A 23,660-nucleotide genomic window follows, 5' to 3' on the forward strand; every position below is an offset into this window, starting at 1 on the left:
TGTCCGGGGTTGGGCGTCAGAACCGGTCCCCGGCCAGATGGGCAATCTGCGCGCCCGTTTCGTAATAGGCTTCTTTCAGCAGGCGGAACGCCGGCGCCTGCGGTGCGGTCTGCGGCAAAGGCAAGTCCGCTTCCGCCGCCTCGCCCATCACATGCGCGGCGAGCACCTTGCCGAACACCGTTCCCGGCGCAATTCCGCGCCCGTTATAGCCGGAAAAGCCGACAACACGATCGGCAAAACGGTGGAAGCGCGGCAGGGCATTGTCTGTCATGCCGATCTGCCCGTACCATTCGGCCTCGAATGTGATGTCGCCGAGTTGCGGAAAGATCTTGCGCAGCGCCCGGCGCGCCCAACCCTTGTGGATGGCGGTGCCCGGCCCGCGCAGAGCACCGACCGATCCGAACACCAGCCGGCCCTCGTCATCCATACGGAAGGAGGAGAGGATCTCCTTGGTATCCCAGCAGCCCTCGCGGGCGGGCAGGATGGAGCGGCGCAGATTGTCGGAGAGCGGCGTGGTGGCGAGATTGAAATAGGGCAGATGCACCTGTTCGGTGCGCACCGTTTCGAAGGGGCCTGTCGAATAGGCATCGGTCGCGACGATCACCCAGTCGGCCGTCACGCTGCCGGCGCCCGTCGAGATCACGTGACGCCCCTGCCGTTGCTGCCAGGCGATTGCCGGGGTCTCGGTATAAATCCGTGCCCCCGCCTTCACTGCCGCATGGGCAAGGCCGCGGGCATAGGCGAGTGGCTGCAGGGTTCCTGCGCGGCGGTCGAGCAGAGCGCCGCGATAGGCGCGCGTGCCGATCCGCCGTTCGGTCTCGGTTGCATCGAGAACCTCGACATCGGCGCCGCGTTTCTGCCACTGGCGGGCACGTTCCTCGATTTCCGCCAGACCTTTGTCGCCGACGGCGCAATGCAGCGTGCCGGTGCGCGTCAGTTCGCAGTCGATGCCGTGCCGATCGATCAGCTGCATCACCACCTGCGGTCCGTTGCCGAGCAGGGTCAGCAGACGTTCGCCATGCACCGCGCCGAGTTCGCCCGGCAGGTCGTCCGGCATCACCCACATGCCGGCATTGATCAGGCCGACATTGCGGCCGGCGCCGCCGAACCCGATCGCCTTGGCTTCAAGCAGGATCACCGAGCGCCCGGCTTCGGCCAGATGCAGCGCTGCCGACAGGCCGGTGTACCCGCCACCGATGATGACGATTTCGCAGGAGGCGTCGCCGGACAACGGCTCGCTCGAGGGGGCGGGCGGTGCCGTCTTTTCCCAAAGGCCGTGGGAGCGGGGATCGTTGAACATGGCACGCCATCCGGATGCAGGTGAGAAGATCAAACTTTACAGGCGGTGCGAAACGGCGGATAGCGAATTCTTCTCAACAGTTCATTCTTTGGAGGAATGATCCGTCATGTTGCCGCCGCGCCGTTTCCTGCCCTCGCTTTCGCTTCTCTCGGCCTTCGAGGCCGCGGCGCGCACCGGCAGTGTCACGGCTGCGGCGCACGAGCTCGGCCTCACGCAAAGCGCCGTCAGCCGCCAGATCGCGGCGTTGGAAAAACAGATCGGCGTCGCGTTGTTCCTGCGCGAACGGCAGACGATCCGCCTGACGATCGCGGGCGATACCTATGCACGCGAGGTGCGCGAGGCGCTGCGACGCATTTCCTCTGCCTCGCTCAACCTCAGGGCCAATCCGGCTGGCGGCACGCTCAATCTGGCCATCCTGCCCTTCTTCGGCAGCCGCTGGCTGGCCCCGCGCCTGCCGCGTTTCATCGCCGCGCATCCCGGCATGACCGTCAACCTCATCACCCGGCTCGAACCCTTCGAGTTCCGCTTCGATACGCTCGATGCGGCGATCCATTTCGGCGAGGCGCGCTGGCCGGGCGCGGTGCTGACCTTCCTCATGCAGGAGGAGGTGGTGCCCGTCGGCGCCCCCGAACTCATCCGGAGGCTGAACATCGCCGGGGAAAAAGACCTGCTGCAGGCGCCGCTCCTGCATCTCAACACCCGGCCGGATGCCTGGGAAACCTGGCTGCGGGCCCGCAATGTCACCTTCGACGCCTTGCATGGCATGCTGCTCGACCAGTTCGTCACCATGGTCGAGGCGGCCTCTGCCGGGCTTGGTATCGCGCTGTTGCCGCAGTTCCTGATTGCGAGGGAACTGGAGGCGGGCCAGCTTGTGCCGGTCGTTGATCAGGGAGCCATGCGCAGCGGCGATTATTTTCTCGCCTGCCCGCCGGAGCGCGCCTCTTATCCGCCGCTCGCCGCCTTTCGCGACTGGCTCCTGCTTGAGATCGCACAAGAGATGGAGATCGCCCGGGAGATCAAGATCGCAAGAGAGCGGGTTGCGTGAGCGCACCGGTTCAGCCAATAGTCGGGAGAGGATCACGACAGCCGCCTTTGCTCCTTCAAGCCGGGGCGGCCAGACTGCGGGAAGATGCCATGAAGCCGATTTTCGTCCAGCTGCGCTGCGCGCCGGGCAAGACCTACGAGGTGGCCGATGCCATCTACAAGACGGAGCTCGTCTCGGAACTTTATTCCACCAGCGGCGACTGGGACCTGCTTTTGAAGATCTATCTGCCGGAAGGCGAGGAGATCGGCAAATTCGTCAATGAAAAGATTGCCGCCATCCCGGGCATCGAGCGCTCGTTGACCACGCTCACCTTCACCGCGTTTTGAGCGGATACAGAAAAGCCGCCCAGAGCCTGCGGCCGGGCGGCGCTTCGTTTGTCAGTGCCCATGATCAGGCAACCGCAGCTTTGGCGGTTGCCGCCTGGCTCTGCGAAAGAACGTGGTTGCGAATGGCGCGCCGCACGTCGTCGGCGGTCGCAAAGCGCTGTTCGTCCAGATCGATCACGTGAAACTTCACGGCAATGAACTTCAGCCGGTCCTGATCCGGAACCACGATACCCACCGGCTCACCGGCGTATTCGATAACCTGCTTTTGCATGGTCATACTCCTAGTGTGGCTGCGCAAGGCAGCAATACGAATGAACTTGTTCAGATCCCTGGGAAGTGAAGCGTCACATTCGACAGCACGGGGTGGAGAAGGTGCCCGTGCGTTTCACATCATGCGCCGCCCTGAACAGGGCAGTGCGGATCGATAAAGTCATGTCACTCTCCCTTTTTCGCGTTCTCGGTGGCGTTGCGCATGTTCCAGACCAGCGTGCAATGACAGCTCGTCCATGGAACGGAACCATATTCGAGTCGGTCAGCATGTTCAATCGGAAACCTGTGTACCTAGAATTTTTTTCTGTTTGATGACAGGAAGGAGGCGAGTTTGTGAAATCCTGTTCGCCGCATTGCACCATTCCGCCATGCGGCGGTCAGATGGGTGTTTCCTCGTCGCTCTGCAAGACCTGCTCCTCCGGAGGCTCTTCTTTCGCCTCCAGTGGTGCCTGCGGAACCGGAATGCCAAGCACATCCGACAGCGCTTCGACCACATAATCAAGGCTTGCCCGGGCAATGCAGAGCGGTGCGGTCAACTGCAGACGGCTGTCGTCCACCGCTGTCGTAATGATCCCGCGGTGCAAAAGCGCTGCCGCAAGATCGGTGGCAGACAGAACCGTGAGCGAGAGTTCGGGTGCAAGCCCCGCCCCGGAGAGCGCCAGGCGGCCCTCGCTTGCTTCGGCCATGGCCGTCAGTGTCTGCTCCAGGAACTGTGCCGCATCGGCGGCATTGGCACTCAGCTCCGGGTCGTCCAGCATGTCGATGACGGTGGAGCCCAGACGGCAGGCCACCATGCTTGCGTCCGGCTGCGGCAGGTCAAGCGCCTGCGGAAGCGAGGATCGGCGCATCACCACCGCTGCCAGTGGCTCGCCCGGTACGGGAGAGCCGGTGACGGCGATATCCGGAACGGTGCCGGTTGCCGCAAATGACCAGAAGCCTTTGCCGGTTCGCCCAAAACCCGTTCGCCGCTCGTCGGCGATGAGGGGCGGTTCGTCTTCGGAAAACAGCCGTTCGCCCAGTTGCTGCGCAAGGTCCATGGCGGCCGTTTCGCTGGTCAGCGCCACGACGGTGTCGAGTTCGCCCGGCAGCCGTTGCAGCAATGCCGCCTGGAATTCCGCTTCCACCGGCGTGCTCAACAGGCCGTTCAGCAGCAGCCACTGGTGATAGGCCGCGTCCGCCAGGCCGGAATGGCCGTGGCCCAGCAGGCCGGCACCGCCGGTCAGATCGATGAAGGGTCGGCCTGTGGCATCGAACACGTGTTCGCGCCAGCCGCGCACGAAGGCTCGTTCGGCCGCCTGCGGCGCATCGGCATCGATCCCCAGAATGGCAGACGGTGAAATGGCCAGTTGCCGCCACAGGCCCACATTGCCTGCCGAAGCGAAGAGCGGCGGGACGATCTGCGCCTCGCGGCTCAGCCGGATCCGCAGGCCCCCGACCGAGCCTTCGCTACCCGCCACCACGCCCAGCCGGTCGCCGGCAAACAGTGCCGTACCGTCGGTCAGCACCGTGTCCAGCCCTTCCAGGTGAAGACAGGCCTCCGGGCTGTTGAGCAGCAGGCGACCGTCGCGCAGTTGCAGAAGCCCGCCGAAGGGGGCAAGCGCTACCGTTCCCGCCGGGAGGCAGAGGTCGACGTGCAGCGCATAGTTCTCCGCCTGCCCGTCCATCTGCGCGTGGCTGCGGGACAGCCGGTATTCGCCAAACCGCGTTGCGCCCATCTTCGTGTCCCAGGCGATCTTGGCCAGAAGCCGCCAGTCGCTTTCCGGGTCACGCCAGTTGCCCTCAAAAAAGGCGGTACTGGCCGGCGAAAGATCAACGAGACGGATCTTTTCCAGATCGATGTCCGGCAGCAGCGGGCCGAATTCCGGCGGCGACGGGAGAGGCCAGTCGAGCGTATTTCGGATGGCCGCCTCCATCAGGGCCGGCTGTTGGGCGATCACTCGGTCGAAACCGTTGCGTATGCTCGCGAGAAACGCATCTCCACCTAGATCATCGACCATTCGGGCGCGTTCGGCGCCGGCGCGGATGAGGCCGATGCGGGCAATGATCAGCGGCCAGAGCGCCTTTATTTCCGCGTCCGTCAGGGGCAATTCCGCGTGGAACGCACCGACAGCCGGCAGAAAGGACATGGCGTCATCCGGCTGGCCGAGCACGAGATCGGCACAGACCGCGGCAAGCGACGCAACCACCCAGCCATCGCCGAGACTGGCCGCATCGACAAAACCTGTCGGCTGCCAGACCGTACCGGTCACCATGCCCACCAGTTCCGCCGGAACGGGGTTGTGATGGATGAGCTGGCTGCGCAATTCCGAACCCAGGGCCTGCACGCGGCGCAAGGCCGCCACCATGGCCTTGGCGATCGGGTCGCGCACCGCGGGATCGTTGACCTGCCGCAGGGCTTTCACCACCGCCGGTCCGGCCTGGCGCAGATCGGAGGCGGACCACAGGGCCGGCATCTGCTCGTCGCGTGCGTCTTCCGCCGCCGCGGCCAGATCGCGGATCAGCCGCGCGGCAAACCCGCCCAGGATTGCGCCGTCGACCGCAGATGGCGCTGGAATGCCTGCCGGATAGGCGCAGACACGGGCATAACCTTCCCGGGTATCCTCCGTTTCGTCGAAGGTACAAAGCAGGGTCCCGTCGCCCGTTTCCAGCGGTTGCGGCCCCTCGATCCGCCCGGTTTCCGGGTGCATGTGCAGGAGAAGTGCGGCTTCGGCCTCGAACTGGCGTGCCTGGTCGGGATCGCCACAGAAATCGAGCCGGCTGGTGACCTCGTCATACCGCACCAGATAGGACGGCGGATCGACGGGCAGTGGCTCGATCTCCCCGGAAAGGCCATACTGGGTTGCCAGAAACAGTTCAGGGTCCGGCCAGGCAAAGACAGGCATCGCCTCGTCCGCCAGCTCGTTGTCAGCATCGGCCATCCCGTCTCTCCGCTCGCGCTTTCCGGGAAGAGATTAGCGCGATCGCGCATGCCGTCCATAGGCCTTTTCCGCGTAAAGCCTTGCAGAGCCTAAAAATTCAGGCTGGTGTGTCCGTCAAGGCCGCTCAACCGCCCGCCCGGCAGGCCAACCGCCGTCGATGTGGCGCGCAAAATGACGCGCCGGGCGCCACCTGGAGCCAGATGAAAACCATCGTCGTCGCTGACCCATCCATCGCAGGCGATGGAGAGGCTCTGGGCGAAGCGGTTCGTCGAAAGGTCGAGCGCCCAGCGGCTTTCGTCCAACCGGTTCAAGGTGATGTCGATCTGCGCCCGGTGCAGGGCCGTCGGCCGACCCAGCGGAAAATGAAAGGCATCGGCCAGCCGTTCGCCGGTTGCGGCATCCAGCAGCCGCGCCACCGTCACGTCATGCGAGGGTGGCCCGAAGCGATAGGCATAGGTCGTGTCGAAGAAGGCACCGAACAGATCGGTCGCCGCAAGGCTTGCCGTGCTGCGTGCGCCAAGCGACAGGTCCCGCCTTCCGGAGACCACCGGCTGTTCCCCGTCGCGCAGGCAGGCGAGTTCCACCACCAGGTCGCGGGGCGCGGCCGTTTCGTTCAGCACATGCACGTCGAGCCCGTTGACCCCTTCGTCCGACAAAAGCACCTGCAGCGGGCGGAAGGCGCGCTTCAGGGCATACCAGACGGATTTCGGCCGGCCTGTCGCGTCGATCACGCCCCAGCCGGCGCCGGGCAAAAGATCCTGCAACGTCCAGACCAGCGCGCCGTGGCAGGTGGAACCCGGTCTGCGCCATTCGGCAAAGCTCGCTTCCATCACCTCGGCGGTCGTGGCGCGTGCGTAGGCCAGGTAACGATCCGGGTCCTCCCGGCGCAGGCGGGCCGGATCGATGCCGTAAAGAAGGGCGGCGTAATGGTCGCGCACATCCTCGAAATCCCAGCTTGCGCCGACATCCCGCGGAACCCTCGCCTTCCAGCGCGGATCGTGCACGGCGGGCACCGGCAAATGCGCGGCAAGCGTTTCGGCATCCGGCACATTGGCAAAGGCGAGGCTCTCGGCGGCAAAACGCAGATTGGCGCGTCTGGCATCCTCCAGCGGTCTCAGATAGGCCCCGACACCGTAATAGTGGCCAACGCCCTCGTTGACGAAGAACGGCTGACTGCCGCCGCAGGGCGAATTCTCGACGTAGGGCAGGCGCGGCGCAAGCTCTGCGCAAAGCGCCGGCAGCAGCTCGGTGGTCAACGCCGTCTTCCAGATCCGCTCCGGCAGGCCGAGCATCGCGCCCTGCTGGTGCATTTCGCTGCCACCGCACAGGATGGCGAGCGATGGCGAGGCGGAATGGCGCCGCAGAAGCTGCGTTAACTCTTTTTTCACGTGAATCATCAGCGATTCATCGTTTGCCGGATAATCGAAATTGGCCAGCATCAGGTCCTGCCAGACCATCAGGCCCAGCTCGTCGCACAGCGCGAAGAAATCGGCGCTCTCGTAAGCCATGGTTCCGCCAATGCGGATCATGTTCATGCCGGCCTCGGCGGCGGCCTTCAGAAACGGCGCGTAGGCCTCGCGGCTCCCCGGCAGATCAACGATATTGGCGCTCGTCCAGACTGCACCGCGGCAAAAGACCGGTTCGCCGTTGACGGTGAGGGCAAAGTCCCGGCCATCGGCGCCACGATCGATCGCGATCCGGCGAAAACCGGTGCGGCCAAGCGGCTGCGGCCGGCCGTCGATCGTCAGCGTCACATCATGCAGCACGGGCGTGCCGTGGCTTGCCGGCCACCAGGCATCGATGGCTGGCAAAACAAGATCGGCCCGCCAGCGACCCTCTTCGTCGCGTGTGGCAACGGCGGTTCGTCCGGCGCAGTGCAAAACCACCTCACCCGCCAGATCGGGTGCGTCAAAGGACAGCGCCAGATGGCCGGTGCCGGCCTCATCGAGATCGCTCCTCAGGTGAAGGTCGTCGACTGCCGGGCCGTCCTGCCGCAGCAGGCTGACGGGGCGCCAGGGCCCGACGGCCACGACATCCGGGCACCAGCCCGGCATGAAGCCGAGGGCGGTGGTGCGCAGAAGCCTTAAGCCCTGGCTGCGCATCATCCGCGGGCGCCAGCGGGCCCGCGGGCCCTTCTTGTCCAGATGCGGGCCGATCGCCCGGAAACACAGCGCCAGTTCGTCCCGCCCGGTCAGCACCACCGGCACGTCGTGGGCCTCGAACATGCTTTCGCTGTCGAGGATCTTTTGTCCGTTCAGGAAAACTTCGGCAAGGGTTGCAAGGCCCTCGAAGCGCAACACGGCCGGGCCGGGCGCCTCGTCAAGCACCAGCCGATACCAGGCGTCGAGATGTTCCAGATTGGTCGGAGCTGCCCGGTCAAACCGGCCGGCGCGTTCGAGAGCGCCGGCGAGCGTTCCCGGAACCGGTGCCGGCAGCGGCTCCAGACTCGCCTTCAGCGCACCCGGAACGGCGCAGAGGCCGGCGGGCGTTGTCACCACCGTCCAGCCATCCTGCAGCCTCTTTTCGGCTGCGGTTACACAGAAATGCCGGTCGCTCACGCAGCCGCGCTCACGGTTCGCAGATCCTGTGCAAGCGCGGCCATCAGCCCGTCCCAGGCCTCGACGGCCGGCAGGAGGGCGGTCGGCAGCGTGTCGAACTTCTTGCGGGTCAGGGCGCGGGCCAGCTGGAACTGCACGGATTTCCCCGTCTCCGACAGTTTCAGCGCATGAGCCTTCGCCTCGCCGAAGCGGCGGCCCTCGCCGAGCCAGTCCAGATGCGCGGCAAGCAGTTCGAAATTGGCACCGAACTGCCGCAGCGTGTTGAAGGCGAACTTGTGGAAGAAGGCGAAGTCGCGCACCGCGAGCGTTTCGGCCTGTGCCGGAAACACTGCGGCAAAGGCCTGCAGCGGGTTTATCTCGGGGCGGCGGGCAAAATGGCGGGCAAGCAGGTCTTCCGCCACGTCACGCTGATGCCTGAGCGGGGCCGGCTGCGCCGGAAACTTGGCAAATTCCGTGTAGGGCAGGAAGGGCAGGGCACCTTCTGCCGCATTGCGCTGGAACAGGCCGTCGAAATCCTCGCCCGAAAGGTGGAAAAATCCGCCATTGTGGAAATAGTCGAGTTCGCGGGCCTCGACGTCCAGCCGGTTGATCGCCACCGTCGTCTTGCCGTGCTCGATCCGGTAGGCCACGCCGCGGGTATCCGGCATGTAGAAACTGTCCATCTCGACGAGGCAGAGCCGCCCGCGGCGGATCTGCTCCGCCACATGCGCTTCCACGCTGTCGAAGATCGCCAGTTCCGTCACGCGGATACCGTAGAGGCTTTCGAGATCCTCCAGCGGCACCTTAAAGAAGGTGAACTGGTCGCCCTCGAAATCCTGAGTCAGCGTGAAACCCAGCATGGCTTCCGGCGCAACACCGTGGCTTGCCAGCACCTCGATCCACAGATCGACGTAACAATTGGTTTCCGGCCAGGCCCTATCGGCGCCATGCAGGGCATGCGGCCGATAGATAGCCGGCTGAAGATCTGCGAAGACCTGCACCATCGATTCAGCCCCAGAGAACCTTGCGCACCGCGTCCGGCCAGTCCTTCACATCGAGGCCATGCGTGTGGAACAGCGCCAGCGCGATGCGTTCCAGGCCGAAGCCGACGCAGGCGGTATGTGCCACGCTGCCATCCTCCAGGTTGAGACCCCATTTCGTGCCGAAAGCATCCTGGTGGTAGTTGAAGCTCATGCAGGCGGTCGGCTTGGCGCGCGAGGTGATCGGAATCAGCAGCTCGAACTTCAGGTTCTGGTCGCGCTGGTTGTTGGCGAGCATCTTTCCGGCGCGGCCGAAGAAGGGGTCGTTCGCCACGTCGATCTCGACCTCGAGGCCGACCAGCTTCATCATTTCGACGCCACGGTCCATCCAGCTCTGGCGGAAATCCGTCACGTGGCTTTCGGTGCCCATGCAGACATATTCGCGCATGCGGAACAACTGCTGGCGGGCCGGATCCTTGGAGGGTTCATGGCGGAAGCAGTAGCTCTGCAGGTCGAAAAGCTTGCCGGTCATCGGCAGCGCGCCACGGCGGGCGACCGTCGGATACAGCGGATAACAGGCCGCCGGCGTCAACACGATGTCGGTCGCCTCCTGGCCCTTCGTCCAGTCGTCGCCCACTTCCATGCACTGCAGCAGGCTCATATGGTCAAGCTCGTTGCCGCAGAAGGAATGCACGGTGCCGGCCAGCTGCGGAAAACTCTTCATGTAACCGCTGGTCTCGAAGAAGGCGCGGTTCATGCCCGGCGGAAAACGCATGGCTTCCGCACCGTCCTTGCCGCCAAAGCGGTCGATCAGCCGTTCAAAGGCGGCAATCACCTCCTCGAACTCACCGCTGCGGCCATAAAGGCCGTCGACGCCGGTTTCAATCAGCAGGCCCGATTCGAACAGGCGGTCGAGAAAATTGGTCTGCATGTCCATGGTTCACCCCAAAAGGCTGACGTCTGGCTTTTGCACCAGAAGCATGGTGGCGGTATTGCCGAGAATACGGTCGTTGGAAATCATCAGGCGCGCCGAATGGGCGTCGCGCAGGTGGCGGCCCAGGCTGAAGGGCGTGCCGTTCTTGTAGCCCATGATGCCGCAGATCAGCAGCGCCTTGTGAATGATGTCGAGGATCGTCTCGGAGGAGGCGATCTTCACATTGTTCATGGCGATCGCAAAGCTCATGGAAGAAAGCCTGTCCGGATTGGTGCGTGCATCCAGATAGGTCTTCAGACCCGTCAGCAGGTTGGATTTCACCAGTTGCAGCAGGTTGACCGCTTCTGCCAGATGGGCCGCACCCGGCGGAACCTGGCCTTGCGCCTTGCGGGCGGCGGCACGCACGAAACTCTGGGCGCGGGCCACCGCATCGACGGCAATCCCGTACCAGACCCCGCTCCACAGAAGATGCGAGGTGGCGAGCATGCTCTGCGCTGCGATTTCGGCAAAGGGTTTCGGGAAGACCTGGCAGGCGGGCGCTTCACCCTTGAAGACAAAACCCTCCGAGCAGGTGCCGCGCATGCCGAGCGTATCCCAGTCGTTGGTTTTTGTGAGCGTGTACTGGTCCTTCAGGAACACCGTCATCACCTGATCGCTTGGCGCGGCACCCTCATGGGCGCGCGAGGTGATCAGAATGGCGTCGGCTTCCAGCGCATAGGAAATGACGGTTGCATCCTTCGTCAGGCGGCAGGTCTCGCCGTCGATCTCGATCGCGCAGATCGAGTTGCGCAGGTTGCCGCCAATGCCGCCTTCCGTCGTCGCGGAAGCGAGCAGGTATTGGTGCTTGGCCAGATCACGCATGAAACCCAGATGCCAGGCGCTTTCTTCACCGTGCTCCACCAGGCTTGATGCCTTGATCTGGTGCATGGCGAAAACCATGGCCGCGGCGGCACAAGCCTGGCCGAGGATCACGCAGATCTCGGCAATCTCCGTCAGCGTGGCGCCTTCGCCGCCATGGGCGGCGGGCACCTGGATGCCGAGCAGGCGCTCGGCCTTCATCGCCTCCACCGCCTCCCGCGGGAAACGTCCCGCAAGGTCCACGTCATCGGCATGGCGCGCGGCAATGGCCGCCACGCGCTGTGCCCGGTCGCAGAGGCTCTCGGCCTGGGGTGCAAAGGCGACGACACTCATCATGCAGCCTCTCGTGCCTTGAGAATCTGCCGGATCGTGCCCTCGATCGCCGCAATGCTGGCAAAGGACTTGCGGTTCAGCAGATTGTCCGGAAATTCAATGTCGAACTTCTCCTCGATCGCCAGCATCACCTGCACGGATGCGAAGGAAGAAAGGCCACTGGTGTAAAGATCGCTGTCATCTGCCAGATCGGCAACGGGCACAGGCAGGCCGCCAACTTTTGTCAGGATGTCCCGGATCGTCTCGTTCATCTCGACTTCTCCTCATTATGTCTTGAATAAGCTGATCCTTAAGTCGGAAAGCATAAAGAACGTCTAAGGAAGCTGGTGAAGAAGCTTTAGGGAGACTCGTTCAAATTGTCGCAATCAGGCTGTGCCAATCCTGTCTTTGCGACGAAAACGCTCTATTCTTCAATCCTTTGACGCGATCGACGGAGAGAGGTCAGCTATGGCTCTGACGCGACATGTGCCGAAACGGTTAGGATTTGGCTTACTCATTTTTCTGACGACCGCATCCGTCGCGTTTGCAGAGCAGGCGGAGATCCTCGTTAATGCCGCCACGGGCGCCGTCATCGAGGCGCGCAACGAAGAGGCGCGCATCCGTCCGGCGTCGCTCACCAAGATGATGACGCTCTACCTCACCTTCGAGGCGCTTGGCCGCGGCACGCTGTCCTGGGACGAGCAGATCCCGGTTTCGGCGCGGGCGGCGGGGACGGTGCCCTACAAACTCGGTCCGCCGGCCGGTGCAACGATGTCTGTGCGTGAGGCGGTGAACGGCATCATCGTCCTTTCCGCCAATGATGCGGCGATCGCTCTTGCGGAACGGCTCGGCGGCACGGAAGACAAGTTTGCGGCGATGATGACGGCGAAGGCCCGGCGCCTGACCATGAAGAATACGGTGTTCCGCAATGCCACCGGCCTCACCGCCGATGGCCAGCTGACGACCGCCCGCGACATGGCGGTGCTGGGGCTCGCCCTGTCGCAGCACTTTCCCCGCCAGTTTCCGATGTTCTCGATGAAGACCACGACCTTCCGCGGCAAACCGCTGACCGGGCACAACTACATGCTGGACCTCTATCCCGGTGTCGATGGCATCAAGACCGGTTATACCAGCGCGTCGGGTTATAACGTCGTCACCTCGGTGCAGAAGGCCGGCCGCCGTTATATCGGCGTCGTCATGGGTTACCCGACGGACAAGGCCCGCGACCAGCGGATGGTGGCGTTGTTCCGGCAATATCTCGACGGCGGATCCGCCGCCCGTCCCGCAGCCGGTGCCGCCATCGGCGGGGCGGTGGGACTGTATTGAGGGCGGGGCGACGCCCTTTCTGCAATCATCGTTATCGGCCTTGTGCTTGAATTTGGGCCGGGGATTGATGCTTGGACCGATATTCAGCATGAGCGGTTTGCCGTGCGATTACCCCCCCCTCTGCCGGGCTGACCGGGGTTGAGCCACGGGTCTCACCCCGTCCTTTGGCCCCCTCAAGGCGGGGAGATCGCATCGCGGCGCCGGTTTTCCACCCCCTGACCGTCGCCATCGAAGACACCGCACCGACCTCTCTATAGACCGAGCGGCCAACCACTCTGCCGATCTGCCCCCTTGAGGTGGGGTGAGGAGCGGTTCGCGAAGCGAAGCAATCGATCCGGTGAATCGATTGCAGGGACGAACGCGGGCAGGACAGAGGGGGGTGCGCCACCGGCACGCCAACAGCGACCGTCGCTAAGGACAAAAAGACCCCTCCCAACCCTCCCCACAAGGGGGAGGGCTTAACCCGGCCGACCCGCCCACGCAGATCGAAGCGCCGGCGGGCGCCGCCTGCGCTCTCCCCCCTTGTGGGGGAGATGGCGGCAGCCAGAGGGGGTGTTTTTGCCGACGCACTGATTTCATCAACCCACTGTTTCAAAACAGCTTTCCCTAGATCCTCGGGTCAAGCCCGAGGATGACGATAAAAAACTCATCCCCGCCCTCATCCCCCATGCCTACAATCCCCTCGTCCCGCAGCGGATACACCGGCAGGCGTGCCGGCGATGCGGGGCCGGTTCGGGTCAGGCGGGTGAGACGCAAAACCGCCTGCTCCGGGTCCGTCAACAGGATCCCCCTCCGGCGACCGGGTGGAGGCAATGCGCGTCGGACGTCAGCGCAGTGTCTCCAGAGTTCCCAGCGTTGCGCGCCGGACGTGCCTCATGTGGCACACAAGGGGATGGAGGTCGGTAGCGCCCACCGTGCGTTGTCCGCCCGCGTCGTCCGATGAGGAGGACGCCGGGAACCGCGGTGAAAAGAAGAAGAAGCGCGCCGCCCATCCATCCAGTCAGAGGGATCGACCGGCGGATAACAATGCCGAACGGGGCGCTGCGAGGTGCCACATTATTACTAGCTTACGAGGCAGCTTTCAGCGCCCCGGCCGAAAACCATCTCCGAAGGGGGATGCGGAGAAAAACAAGGATCAAACCACGGGCCGACAGGTCGCGTGACGGTCAAACCGTGCCTTGCGGGTCAGGCCCCGGATCGTGGCGGATAGGCGTGCTCTTCGCCGCGATAATCGCTCACCGTATAACAGCCGTCATCCGCCTGGCTGACGGCGCTGCGGCCGATCACCGCTTTGCCATAGCCGCCCGGAATATCCAGGACATAGGTCGGCTGGCAGAGGCCGGAAATGCGGCCGCGCAGCGCCGCGACGATCGCCTGGCCTTCGGCGATGTCGAGCCGGAAATGACTGGTGCCGGGGGCAAGATCCGGATGGTGCAGATAATAGGGTTTGACTCGGCTTTCGACGAAGGCGCGCATCAACTCCGCCAGGATGGCGGGATCGTCGTTGACGCCCTTCAGCAGCACGGTCTGGCTGACGAGCTTAATGCCGGCATCGGCAAGCCGGGCGCAGGCGGCCCGCGCTTCGTCCGTCATCTCGCGGGGATGGTTGGCATGCAGCGCCACATAGGTCACCTTGCCGCTTTGCTTCAGCGCCGCGATCAGATCATCATCGATCGCCTGCGGGTCGACCACCGGCACACGGCTGTGGAAGCGCACGATTTTCACATGTTCGATGGCTCGGAGGCCACTCAGGATCTCGGAAAGCCGGCGCGGAGACAAAACCAGCGGATCGCCGCCGGTGAGGATCACCTCCCAGATTTCCGGCCGGGAGCGGATATAGGCAAACGCCGCCTCCAGTTCGGCCGCCGACAACGTGCCGTCGCCGGTTGGCCCCACCATTTCGCGACGAAAACAGAACCGGCAATAGACGGGGCAGACATGCACGGCCTTCAATAGCACCCGGTCCGGATAACGATGCACCACGCCCTTGACCGGCGAATGCGCCGCGTCGCCGATCGGGTCCGTCCGCTCCGCCGGTGTCACCAGCAGTTCCCGGCCATCCGGCAGGAACTGCCGCGCGATCGGATCCTCCGGGTCGGCCGTGTCGATCAGGTCTGCCATGGCCGGGGTGACGGCAATCGCATACCGGCGCGCGACGGCTTGCGCCTCGGCCAGCCGCTCCGGCGGCAACAGGCCGGCGGCGCTCAGATCCTGCGGTGTTTTCAGCGCCCGTGCCGGGGCGGTCGTGCCGGCGATCCTCTTGCCTCGAATGCCAGCGCTCATGACCACTCCGCCGACCATTCCGCCACCGGCGCCCACATCACCTGGTCGATCCGGCTTGCGCCCGTTGCCAGCATCACCAGCCGGTCGAAACCGAGTGCGATTCCGGCGGCCTCCGGCATCACGGACAGCGCGGCGAGGAAATCCTCGTCGAGCGGATAGGTCTCGCCATAAACCCGCTGTCTTTCCGCCATCTCGGCTTCGAAACGGGTGCGCTGCTCGACGGGATCGGTCAGTTCACCGAAGGCATTGGCGAGTTCCACGCCGCAGGCATAGAGCTCGAACCGTTCGGCCACCCGCGGATCGTCCTCGGCCGGGCGCGCCAGGGCCGCTTCCGAAATCGGATACCGGTCGAGCAGCGTCGGACGACCGTTGCCCAGATGCGGTTCGACCTTTTCCACCAGAACGCGGGAGTAGAGATCGGTCCAGGTGTCATCCGCCGCATGGCGGATGCCGGCCTCTCTCAGTTGCGCGGCCAGGCGCTCCCGGTCGGCCGTGCCGTCGGCTTCGAGACAGGAGAGGAGGTCGATGCCGGCGTAACGTTCGAAGGCCTCTGCCACCGACAGCCGCTCGAAGGCGGCGAAGGGATCGCAGCTCATGCCGCGGAAGGAGAAGAGCGGGATACCCGCCGTCTCCGCGGCCAGCGCCAGCAGGTCGGCGCAATCCTTCATCAGCTGTGTGTAATGCTCGCCTACGCGGTACCATTCCAGCATGGTGAATTCCGGGTGGTGCAGCGGCCCCCGTTCACGGTTGCGGTAGACATGGGCAAAACAGGCGATGCGTTTCTCGCCGGCGGAAAGCAGCTTCTTGCAGGCAAATTCCGGCGAGGTGTGCAGATGCAGCGGAAACGGCTGGCCATCGGTCGTCAGCGCGGTGGTGGAGAAGGCGTGCAGATGCGCCTCGTTGCCGGGCGAGACCTGCAGCGTCGCGGTGTCGACCTCGAGAAAATCGCGCTCGGCAAAGAAGGCGCGGAACGCTGTCTGGATGCGATTGCGGCCGATCAGAAAGGGGCGGCGGTCCGCATGCACGTCCGGCCGCCACCAGGCGGAGGGCAAAAGCGAGGGCATGCGCTGCAACAGGGGCTCCATCTCTTCCAAGTGCTACGGGGCTTTCTTCCGGTCGGTCGCCTGCTGAGGCTTCCACTTTCCGCCAATTTAAGGTAGGTGCGCGCAAGAAAACAGATAAGGCGTCCCTCAGGCTGGCGGTCGGCTGGTCCTCTACGACGCATTCTCAGAACTGACAAGCCAAGGCAGTCACAAGGAAATCCTATGGTCAAGATTATCGCCTCCTCCGTCCGCAAGGGCAATGTCCTCGAAGTCGAAGGCAAGCTCTATGTCGTGCTGACGGCCCAGAACTTCCATCCGGGCAAGGGCACGCCCGTCACCCAGGTTGACATGCGCCGCATCGTCGACGGCGTGAAGGTGTCGGAACGCTGGCGCACGACCGAACAGGTCGAGCGCGCCTTCGTTGAGGACGTGAACTTCCAGTTCCTCTACGAGGACGGCGAAGGTTTCCACTTCATGAACCCGGAAAGCTATGACCAGGTCATCGTGACCGAAGAGACGATGGGCGAGCAGAAGGCCTATCTGCAGGAAGGCATGACCTGCATCCTGTCGATGCACGAAGGTGTGGCGCTGGCCCTTCAGCTGCCGCGTCACGTGACGCTCGAAATCGTTGAGACCGAACCGGTCGTCAAGGGCCAGACGGCCTCGTCGTCCTACAAGCCGGCCATCCTGTCGAACGGCCTGCGCACCATGGTTCCGCCGCACATCGATGCCGGCACCCGCGTCGTGATCGCCACGGAAGACAATTCCTACGTCGAGCGCGCCAAGGACTGATCGGGTCCTGCCATCGGTTCGATTGTCCAGGCGGGGCTTCGGCCTCGCCTTTTTCATGCGCGATTGATGGCGGATGTGGTGGCCAGACGTGAAAAACCCCGGGGTGCCCGATGGCACCCCGGGGTTTTTTGAATGCGAGATCCCGTTTGTTACTGTGCGGCCGTCGTGCGGGCGGCTGCGGCCACCCGGGTCGGGCCCTTGCCCCAGGCGTAACCACCGCCGATCGCGACGTTAAGCGAGACGTAATCCTGCGCCTGCTGCTGGATAGCCTGTGCCAGGTTGGCCTGGGCACTGGACACCGAGCGCTGGGCGTCCAGAACGTCGAGCAGCGAGGATGCACCGTCGCGGTAGCTTGCCGTCGAAAGCTCGAGAGCCTCTTCATAGGAGCGGACCGTATCGCGCAGGGCAGCCACGGTGCGACCGTCACGCGTAACAGCGGCCAGCGCATTCTCGACTTCCTCGACGGCGCCGAGCACGGTTTCCTTCCAGTTCAGATAGGCTTCGCGGGCCTGGGATTCGGCGCTGCTCAGGTTGGCGCGCAACTGGCCGCCGTCAAAGATCGGCAGGCTGAGCGCCGGACCGAAGGACCAGGAGAGCAGATGCGAATCCGAACCACCGGCAAGACGCGTGTAGGACGGCGTGATCGAACCGCCGAGGCTGATCGACGGGTAGAGCTGCGCTTCCGCAACGCCGATTGCGGCAACCGCCGAAGCGAGTGCCCGCTCGGAAGCACGGATGTCCGGCCGGTTGCGGATCAGATCGGCCGGAATACCGGTCTTCGTGTTGATACGGGCGACCGGCTGGTTGGCGCTGCGCTGCAAATCGGGCAGCAGCGACGATGCGGGCTGGCCGAGCAGGGTTGCCACGCGATGGGCCGCCTGGCGGAAGCTCGTTTCGAAGCCCGGAATGTCCGCGATCGTCGAGTTGACCAGACCTTCCGCCTGCACCACGTCAAGACGGGAGGCGGCACCCGCTTCCAGCTGCAGGCGGGTCAGTTCCAGGGTCTCCCGGCGGGACTTCAGGTTCGACTGCGCAATGGCAATCCGCTCCTGATAATAACGCACGTCGATATAGGCCGAGGCAACCGATGACAGCAGTGTGAGCCGGGCCGAATCGACATTGGCATAGGCCTGGTCGAGCGAAGCGAGCGCACTTTCCTTGTTGCGCTTGTAACGGCCGAAGAGATCGAGCAGCCAGGATACGTCGAGATTGCCGGTCACCTGCGTGCGCGGCGTGGTGTCGGAAGTGCCACGGAAGCCGCGGGCGCCACTGCGTTCCGCCTGCGAGGACAAGGTCAGGCTCGGCAGCGCATTGGCGCCGGCCACGACCACATTCGCTTCCGCCTGGTTGATCCGCTCAAGGGCTTCCAGAATGTCGAGGTTCTGATCCAGCCCCTGCTTCATCAGCGTGTTCAGCCGGCGGTCATTAAAGGCCTGCCACCAGGCTGCCTCGGAAATGTCGCCATTGCTCTTGACATTGCCCTCCGCATATTTCGCCGGCAAAGCGATTTCGGGAGCCTTGTGATCCGGTCCGAGGACGCAGCCGGATAGAAGAAGCATGACAAGGGGGGCCGCTGCACGAATGGAAGTCATTGGTTAATCCCGGTTTAGCGATGAGTCATTCATCGAATACGCGGCGCGACTGCCGTTGAGGGGCATAGTAGGGGCAGGTCGCGTGATCCGATAGGTTAACGTCATGCGGTTCAATGGTTAATTCGCAGGTTTTTTACCGCGTGTGAGTGTCCGCACCACCACAAAAAACGATGGTACGAAGAAAATTCCCAGCACTGTTGCAGAAAGCATACCCCCGAGTACTCCGATGCCGATGGAGTTCTGCGCAGCAGAGCCCGCACCGGTTGCGATGGCAAGCGGCACAACACCCAGGATAAAGGCAAGAGAGGTCATGATGATCGGCCTCAGGCGCAGTTTTGCCGCTTCCAGCGTCGCATCGACCAGGCTTGTTCCCGCCGCCTGGCGGTCCTTGGCGAACTCCACGATCAGAATCGCGTTTTTCGCCGCAAGACCGATGGTCGTCAGCAGGCCCACCTTAAAATAGACGTCGTTGGACTGCCCAAAGAAGGTCGCTGCGGCAAGGGCGCCCAGAACGCCCACAGGCACGGCCATGATGACGGAGAACGGAATGGACCAGCTTTCATAAAGAGCAGCCAGGCAGAGGAAGACAACGAGGATCGCCAGCGCGTAGAGAACAGGGGCCTGGGAGCCCGACAGGCGTTCCTGATAGGAAATGCCCTGCCAGGCGACGGAATAGCCGCCCGGAAGCTCGGATGTCAGCTGCTCCATCGTGTCCATCGCCGTGCCGGAGCTGACCCCGGCGCCGCCGGATCCCTCAAGCGAGATGGCGCTGACACCGTTGAAGCGGCTCAAGGTCGGCGCGCCGCTGACCCACTGCGATTTCAGGAAGGCGGAGAAGGGCACCATCTCGCCCTCGGTGTTGCGGGCATACCAGTTGTTGATCGCATCCGCCTGCATGCGATAAGGCGCATCGCCCTGCACATAAACCGGCTTCAGCTCGCTGTTGAGCGTAAAATCATTCACGTCCCGTCCGGCAAAGATGATCGACAGCATCGAATTGACGGTGGCAATGTCGAGCCCCATGGCCCCCATCTTCTCCTGGTCGAGCAGGAATTTCAGCTGGGTTTCGGCCGGCGGGTTGTTGGAACGCAGCGAACTGACGTTGGCGTTTGCACCGCCAGCCTGGATGAGTTGCTGGGCCGCCTGGGTCAATGCATCGCGTCCGTTCTTGCCGCTGTCGACCAGATACATGGAGAAGCCACTCGAATTGCCGAGGCCGGGAATGGCCGGTGGCTGCAGCGGAAACACCATGGCGTCGCGGATCGTCATGAAATAACCCATCGCACGCCGCACCACAGCGGAGGCGGCAAGCTTCGGGTCCTCGCGAAGGTCAAAGTCCTTCAGCTTGGCAAAGACCATCGCGTAGTTCTGGCCGGAGCCGGTGAAGGAGAAGCCGGAAATCGCGAAGACATCGCGGATCGCGTCCTTTTCCTGGTCGAGATAGTAGTTTTCGACCTTCTTGATCACCTCTTCCGACCGCGCCTGGGTGGCGCCGTTCGGAAGCTGGATGATGGTCATCAGCACGCCCTGGTCTTCCTGCGGCAGGAAGGCGGTGGGAAGGCGCAGGAAAAACCAGCCGCAACCGCCGATGACGATCGCAAACAGCAACATCACGCGCAGCGGACGCTTCAGCAGATAACCGATCGTCGACACGTATCCATTGGTCGTGCGGTCGAAATTGCGGTTGAACCAGCCGGCAATGCCGCGTTTCTCACCATGGTGTTTGATCGGCTTCAACATGGTGGCACAAAGCGCCGGCGTCAGAACGATGGCGACAAGTGCCGACAGCAGCATGGCCGAGACGATGGTCACCGAGAACTGCCGGTAGATGATCCCGGTCGAGCCGCCGAAAAACGCCATCGGGATGAAGACGGCCGTCAGGACGAGCGCGATGCCGACGATGGCGCCGGTGATCTCACCCATCGACTTTTCCGTCGCTTCCTTCGGCGACAGGCCTTCCTCGCTCATGATTCGCTCGACGTTCTCGACCACCACGATCGCGTCATCGACCAGAAGGCCGATTGCCAGCACCATGGCGAACATGGTGAGCGTGTTGATCGAATAACCGGTCAGCGCCAGGATGCCGAAGGTGCCGAGCAGAACGACGGGCACCGCAATCATCGGGATGAAGGTGGCCCGCAGGTTCTGCAGGAAGACGAGGAGAACCACGAACACCAGAACGATGGCTTCGAAGAGCGTGTGCACCACCTTCTCGATCGACAGCTGCACGAAAGGCGTCGTGTCATACGGGTAGGTGATGACGACATTCTTCGGCAGCGACGGCGCAATCGAATTCAGCGCCGTCTTGACACGTTCGGCGGTATCGAGCGCATTGGCACCGGTGGCGAGATTGACGGCAAAGCCGGTGGCCGGGTTGCGGTTCGAACGCGTATTCGTCGAATAACTTTCCTGGCCGATCTCGATGCGGGCGACATCACTCAGGCGAACGGTCGCACCGCCCGTTTCGGTCTTCAGGATGATGGACTTGAACTCGGACACCGTCTGCAGCTGGCTTTGCGCCGTTACGGTGATGTTGATCTGCTGACCGTCAACGGAAGGCAGGCCACCGAGCGCTCCGACAGACACCTGGGTATTCTGCGCCTGGATGGCAGAGGTGACGTCGGTCGCGGTCAGCTGGAACTTGTTCAGCTTGTAGGGATCGAGCCAGACACGCATCGCATAACCGGTGCCGAACACCTGGACGCTGCCGACGCCTTCCAGGCGCTTGATCTGGTCCTCGATCTGGGTCGAAAAGATGTCGCCGAGTTCGACGGGGCGCATTTTTGCGTCCGTCGAGACGAGGGCACCGACGAGCAGAATGCTGGAGGTGGAGCGCGTCACTTCGATGCCGGCCGTCTGGACGACATCGGGAAGCTGCGACTGGACGAGCTGCAGCTTGTTCTGCACCTGCACCTGCGCGATGTCGGGGTCGATGGACGTGCCGAAGGTGAGCGTGACGGTCGACGAGCCGGTGCTCGAGGACGAGGTCATGTAGGTCAGGTCGTCCAGACCCGTCATGCCGTCCTCGATGATGGTGGTCACCGATTTTTCGACCGTTTCGGCGCTGGCGCCGGTGTAGCTTGCGGAAATGCGCACCGTCGTTGGTGCAATCTCCGGATATTGGGCGATCGACAGCGTGGTGATGGCGAGCGCGCCACCCAGCATGATGATGATCGCGATCACCCACGCGAAGATCGGGCGATGAATGAAAAATCGTGCCATTGGGTCAGCCCTTCACGCCTGTTCCTATCAAAGCCCTGGCCATCACGGCTTTGCCGCAGGCGCTGCAGGTGACGTGGCTGTTTCCGTCACCAGGCCCTTTTCGTTGATGCTCGCCGCGACGGGCTCGACAGTGGCGCCGGGGGCGATCTTCTGAAGACCATCGACGATCAGCCTGTCGCCTTCCGTCACGCCGGAGGTGACGAGCCAGTTGTTGCCGGAAAGCTGGCTGTTGTCGAAGATCCGGGCCTCCACCTTGTTCTCCGCCGTGACGAACATCGCCGTCAGCGAACCGTTGGCGTTGCGGGTTGCCGCACGCTGCGGGATCAGGAAACCCTTTTCGTAACCAACGATCACGGTGGCGCGGACATACATGCCCGGCAGGATCAGATTGTCCGGATTGTCGAAAACGGCGCGGATCTGGTAGGTGCCCGTCGTCTGGCTGACCGCAAGTTCGGCCATGTCCACCTTGCCGGTGATCGGGTATTCCGTTCCATCCTCAAGCGTCAGACGGATGTCGGCTTCGGTCGCATTGCCCTTCAGGCGTCCGGCGGCAATGGCGGCGCGCAATTCCAGCAGATTGGCACTGGAATCGTTGAGATCCACATAGATCGGATCCAGCTGGCGCAGTGTGGTCAGTGCCGTCGTCTGGTTTGCGGTGACGATATTGCCGATGCTGACGGTCGAGATCGTCGTGACGCCATCAAAGGGGGCGTGGATTTCGGTATAACCGAGATTGATTTGCGAGGTCTGCAGCGCAGCCTTCGCCTGCGCCACATCGGCCTGCGCCTGCAGCAGGGAGACGCGTGCGTTCTCATATTCGATCTGTGTTGCGCCGCTGTTGACCAGGCGTTCATACCGGTTGAAGTTGGCCTGCGCGCTCGGAACGCTCGCCTCCGCCTTGGCAAGCGTTGCCTTGGCTTCTTCCAGCGCGGCGCGGTAGGTGTCGTCGTCGATCCGGTAGAGCAGGTCGCCGGCCTTCACCTCGCTGCCTTCCTTAAAGGCTATTTCCTCGATCATGCCATTGACCCGGGGTCTGACGTCTGCCTCGCGAAAGGCGACCGCACGACCGGGCAGAACCCGCGTCAAAGGTTGCTCTGCGGCCGTCAATGTCACGACACTGACCTTGGCGGGCGGGCGGGCACCGGCCTGTGCACCGGCTCCCGGGCCCGCGCCGGGCTTGCCTTGTTCGCTGCATGCCGTCAGCGCGAGCGAAAGCAGAAGGGGAACGGCAAATCGGCGCATATGCATGAGAGAAGATCCAATCAACGGGGGCATCGGGGGCATTCGGTGTCAGTCAAGTCTGCAGTCATCGGTGCGCGTGGGCAAGCTGAAATCTGCTTGCGACACAATCAGCGGAGGTTGAATAAGTGACGTAAGCGAGAAAACATCACTTCACAAGCGGATTTTGCAGTGCGGCATTCACGAGAGCGGCGATGTTGCCACATTGCCGATCCAGGTCCTCAAGCGGTTGCTTGGCCAGAAATACCGGATGCAGAACCGTCGCGAAGGTGGCGGCGAGCGTGCGGCTCATCTCGACCGGATTGTCGCAGTGGTAGATGCCGGTCTCTACCCCGTCGCGGATCACCGACAGGAAGAGGTCCTCCACCATCGCCTTGTAACGTTCGGCGCTCGGCAGATCCTGCCCCGACAGCACGAACACCATTTCCAGCATATAAGGACTGTCCTGCAGCGAGGCGACATGCGCCATCATCAGGCGCCTTGCCGCCATCTGCAGCCGGTGCGGGGCCGGTGCATCCATGTTGAGCGTCTGGATCTGGCGGATCATCGTGTCGATCTTGCGCTGGCAGATGGCATCCACCAGGGCGATCTTCGAATGGAAATGTTTGAACACGTTGGCGGGCGACATGGACAGCGCCTGCGCCACATGCGCAATCGAACAATGGGCGATACCACGTTCGCCG

At 63.4% G+C, this 23,660-nt stretch carries 18 protein-coding genes (1 of these 18 only partly in view); 4 read left to right on the forward strand and 14 right to left on the reverse strand.

What is annotated here, in order from left to right:
• Positions 1 to 16 precede the first annotated feature (16 nt).
• Entirely contained in the window at positions 17 to 1,300 is a 1,284-nt protein-coding gene (locus OU993_RS08255; protein ID WP_268156088.1) for an NAD(P)/FAD-dependent oxidoreductase, read from the reverse strand.
• A 106-nt stretch (positions 1,301 to 1,406) separates the two neighbouring features.
• On the opposite strand from OU993_RS08255, the gene OU993_RS08260 reads away from it, so the two are divergent.
• The gene (locus OU993_RS08260; protein ID WP_268156090.1) at positions 1,407 to 2,345 is read left to right on the forward strand and encodes a LysR family transcriptional regulator; all 939 of its coding nucleotides are present in this window, start codon (positions 1,407 to 1,409) and stop codon (positions 2,343 to 2,345) included.
• Between the two features lie 89 nt (positions 2,346 to 2,434).
• Positions 2,435 to 2,671 carry an Lrp/AsnC ligand binding domain-containing protein gene (locus tag OU993_RS08265; RefSeq protein ID WP_215569816.1) on the forward strand — a complete coding sequence of 79 codons (237 nt, stop codon included), beginning with the start codon at positions 2,435 to 2,437 and terminating at the stop codon, positions 2,669 to 2,671.
• A gap of 64 nt (positions 2,672 to 2,735) precedes the next feature.
• Here the strand turns inward: OU993_RS08265 and OU993_RS08270 are convergent, their stop codons facing one another.
• The 7 genes from OU993_RS08270 to OU993_RS08300 all read right to left on the reverse strand — a co-directional run bounded on the left by OU993_RS08270 (position 2,736) and on the right by OU993_RS08300 (position 11,752).
• Positions 2,736 to 2,942 (reverse strand): hypothetical protein, encoded by a 207-nt coding sequence (locus tag OU993_RS08270; RefSeq protein ID WP_268156093.1) that lies wholly within the window; start codon positions 2,940 to 2,942, stop codon positions 2,736 to 2,738.
• A gap of 376 nt (positions 2,943 to 3,318) precedes the next feature.
• Positions 3,319 to 5,859: an aminotransferase class III-fold pyridoxal phosphate-dependent enzyme gene (locus OU993_RS08275; protein ID WP_268156095.1), complete on the reverse strand. Its 2,541-nt coding sequence runs from the start codon at positions 5,857 to 5,859 to the stop codon at positions 3,319 to 3,321.
• Positions 5,860 to 5,948: 89 nt separating this feature from the next.
• A complete protein-coding gene (locus OU993_RS08280) occupies positions 5,949 to 8,417 on the reverse strand; it encodes a glycoside hydrolase family 2 protein (RefSeq protein ID WP_268156097.1) in 2,469 nt (822 codons plus the stop codon).
• Positions 8,414 to 9,400: a DUF1839 family protein gene (locus OU993_RS08285; RefSeq protein ID WP_268156099.1), complete on the reverse strand. Its 987-nt coding sequence runs from the start codon at positions 9,398 to 9,400 to the stop codon at positions 8,414 to 8,416. Before OU993_RS08285 ends, OU993_RS08280 begins: the two co-directional genes overlap by 4 nt.
• A gap of 4 nt (positions 9,401 to 9,404) precedes the next feature.
• Positions 9,405 to 10,313, reverse strand: a complete 909-nt coding sequence (locus tag OU993_RS08290; protein WP_268156101.1) for an amino acid--[acyl-carrier-protein] ligase — start codon at positions 10,311 to 10,313, stop codon at positions 9,405 to 9,407.
• A gap of 3 nt (positions 10,314 to 10,316) precedes the next feature.
• Entirely contained in the window at positions 10,317 to 11,501 is a 1,185-nt protein-coding gene (locus tag OU993_RS08295; protein ID WP_268157585.1) for an acyl-CoA dehydrogenase family protein, read from the reverse strand.
• Complete coding sequence (locus OU993_RS08300; protein WP_268156103.1) at positions 11,501 to 11,752, reverse strand: acyl carrier protein; 252 nt, start codon at positions 11,750 to 11,752, stop codon at positions 11,501 to 11,503. The genes OU993_RS08295 and OU993_RS08300 overlap by 1 nt, the downstream gene beginning before the upstream one ends.
• 196 nt (positions 11,753 to 11,948) lie before the next feature.
• Between OU993_RS08300 and OU993_RS08305 the strand changes: the two genes are divergently transcribed.
• Positions 11,949 to 12,806, forward strand: coding sequence for a D-alanyl-D-alanine carboxypeptidase family protein (locus OU993_RS08305; protein ID WP_268156104.1), 858 nt, complete (start codon positions 11,949 to 11,951; stop codon positions 12,804 to 12,806).
• A 1,185-nt stretch (positions 12,807 to 13,991) separates the two neighbouring features.
• Here OU993_RS08305 and OU993_RS08310 read toward each other — a convergent pair.
• A complete protein-coding gene (locus OU993_RS08310; RefSeq protein WP_268156106.1) occupies positions 13,992 to 15,089 on the reverse strand; it encodes a lysine-2,3-aminomutase-like protein in 1,098 nt (365 codons plus the stop codon).
• Positions 15,086 to 16,153: an EF-P lysine aminoacylase EpmA gene (gene epmA / locus OU993_RS08315; RefSeq protein WP_268157587.1), complete on the reverse strand. Its 1,068-nt coding sequence runs from the start codon at positions 16,151 to 16,153 to the stop codon at positions 15,086 to 15,088. The genes OU993_RS08310 and epmA overlap by 4 nt, the downstream gene beginning before the upstream one ends.
• Positions 16,154 to 16,354: 201 nt before the next feature.
• Between epmA and efp the strand changes: the two genes are divergently transcribed.
• The gene (gene efp / locus OU993_RS08320; protein WP_268156108.1) at positions 16,355 to 16,924 is read left to right on the forward strand and encodes an elongation factor P; all 570 of its coding nucleotides are present in this window, start codon (positions 16,355 to 16,357) and stop codon (positions 16,922 to 16,924) included.
• Between the two features lie 149 nt (positions 16,925 to 17,073).
• Here efp and OU993_RS08325 read toward each other — a convergent pair whose 3' ends face one another.
• The 4 genes from OU993_RS08325 to OU993_RS08340 all read right to left on the reverse strand — a co-directional run.
• The gene (locus OU993_RS08325; RefSeq protein ID WP_268156110.1) at positions 17,074 to 18,516 is read right to left on the reverse strand and encodes an efflux transporter outer membrane subunit; all 1,443 of its coding nucleotides are present in this window, start codon (positions 18,514 to 18,516) and stop codon (positions 17,074 to 17,076) included.
• Between the two features lie 117 nt (positions 18,517 to 18,633).
• Entirely contained in the window at positions 18,634 to 21,738 is a 3,105-nt protein-coding gene (locus tag OU993_RS08330; RefSeq protein ID WP_268156112.1) for an efflux RND transporter permease subunit, read from the reverse strand.
• Between the two features lie 42 nt (positions 21,739 to 21,780).
• Complete coding sequence (locus OU993_RS08335) at positions 21,781 to 22,980, reverse strand: efflux RND transporter periplasmic adaptor subunit (RefSeq protein ID WP_268157588.1); 1,200 nt, start codon at positions 22,978 to 22,980, stop codon at positions 21,781 to 21,783.
• Positions 22,981 to 23,125: 145 nt separating this feature from the next.
• Positions 23,126 to 23,660: the 3' portion of a TetR family transcriptional regulator gene (locus tag OU993_RS08340; RefSeq protein WP_268156114.1), read on the reverse strand. Its footprint extends 71 nt past the window's final position; the window shows 535 of its 606 coding nt (coding positions 72–606); its start codon lies off the right edge, out of view; its stop codon occupies positions 23,126 to 23,128.

The organism is Rhizobium sp. SL86 (assembly GCF_026672545.1).
Taxonomy (GTDB): domain Bacteria; phylum Pseudomonadota; class Alphaproteobacteria; order Rhizobiales; family Rhizobiaceae; genus Neorhizobium.

Bases quoted from the DNA above. Each gene is read 5' to 3' on its own strand.
- OU993_RS08305 (WP_268156104.1), top strand. From the start codon at position 11,949: ATGGCTCTGACGCGACATGTGCCGAAACGGTTAGGATTTGGCTTACTC.
- OU993_RS08310 (WP_268156106.1), bottom strand. From the start codon at position 15,089: ATGAGCGCTGGCATTCGAGGCAAGAGGATCGCCGGCACGACCGCCCCG.
- efp (WP_268156108.1), top strand. From the start codon at position 16,355: ATGGTCAAGATTATCGCCTCCTCCGTCCGCAAGGGCAATGTCCTCGAA.
- OU993_RS08275 (WP_268156095.1), bottom strand. From the start codon at position 5,859: ATGGCCGATGCTGACAACGAGCTGGCGGACGAGGCGATGCCTGTCTTT.
- OU993_RS08260 (WP_268156090.1), top strand. From the start codon at position 1,407: ATGTTGCCGCCGCGCCGTTTCCTGCCCTCGCTTTCGCTTCTCTCGGCC.
- OU993_RS08265 (WP_215569816.1), top strand. From the start codon at position 2,435: ATGAAGCCGATTTTCGTCCAGCTGCGCTGCGCGCCGGGCAAGACCTAC.
- OU993_RS08330 (WP_268156112.1), bottom strand. From the start codon at position 21,738: ATGGCACGATTTTTCATTCATCGCCCGATCTTCGCGTGGGTGATCGCG.
- OU993_RS08335 (WP_268157588.1), bottom strand. From the start codon at position 22,980: ATGCGCCGATTTGCCGTTCCCCTTCTGCTTTCGCTCGCGCTGACGGCA.
- OU993_RS08270 (WP_268156093.1), bottom strand. From the start codon at position 2,942: ATGCAAAAGCAGGTTATCGAATACGCCGGTGAGCCGGTGGGTATCGTG.
- OU993_RS08285 (WP_268156099.1), bottom strand. From the start codon at position 9,400: ATGGTGCAGGTCTTCGCAGATCTTCAGCCGGCTATCTATCGGCCGCAT.
- OU993_RS08325 (WP_268156110.1), bottom strand. From the start codon at position 18,516: ATGACTTCCATTCGTGCAGCGGCCCCCCTTGTCATGCTTCTTCTATCC.
- epmA (WP_268157587.1), bottom strand. From the start codon at position 16,153: ATGCCCTCGCTTTTGCCCTCCGCCTGGTGGCGGCCGGACGTGCATGCG.
- OU993_RS08255 (WP_268156088.1), bottom strand. From the start codon at position 1,300: ATGTTCAACGATCCCCGCTCCCACGGCCTTTGGGAAAAGACGGCACCG.
- OU993_RS08295 (WP_268157585.1), bottom strand. From the start codon at position 11,501: ATGAGTGTCGTCGCCTTTGCACCCCAGGCCGAGAGCCTCTGCGACCGG.
- OU993_RS08290 (WP_268156101.1), bottom strand. From the start codon at position 10,313: ATGGACATGCAGACCAATTTTCTCGACCGCCTGTTCGAATCGGGCCTG.
- OU993_RS08300 (WP_268156103.1), bottom strand. From the start codon at position 11,752: ATGAACGAGACGATCCGGGACATCCTGACAAAAGTTGGCGGCCTGCCT.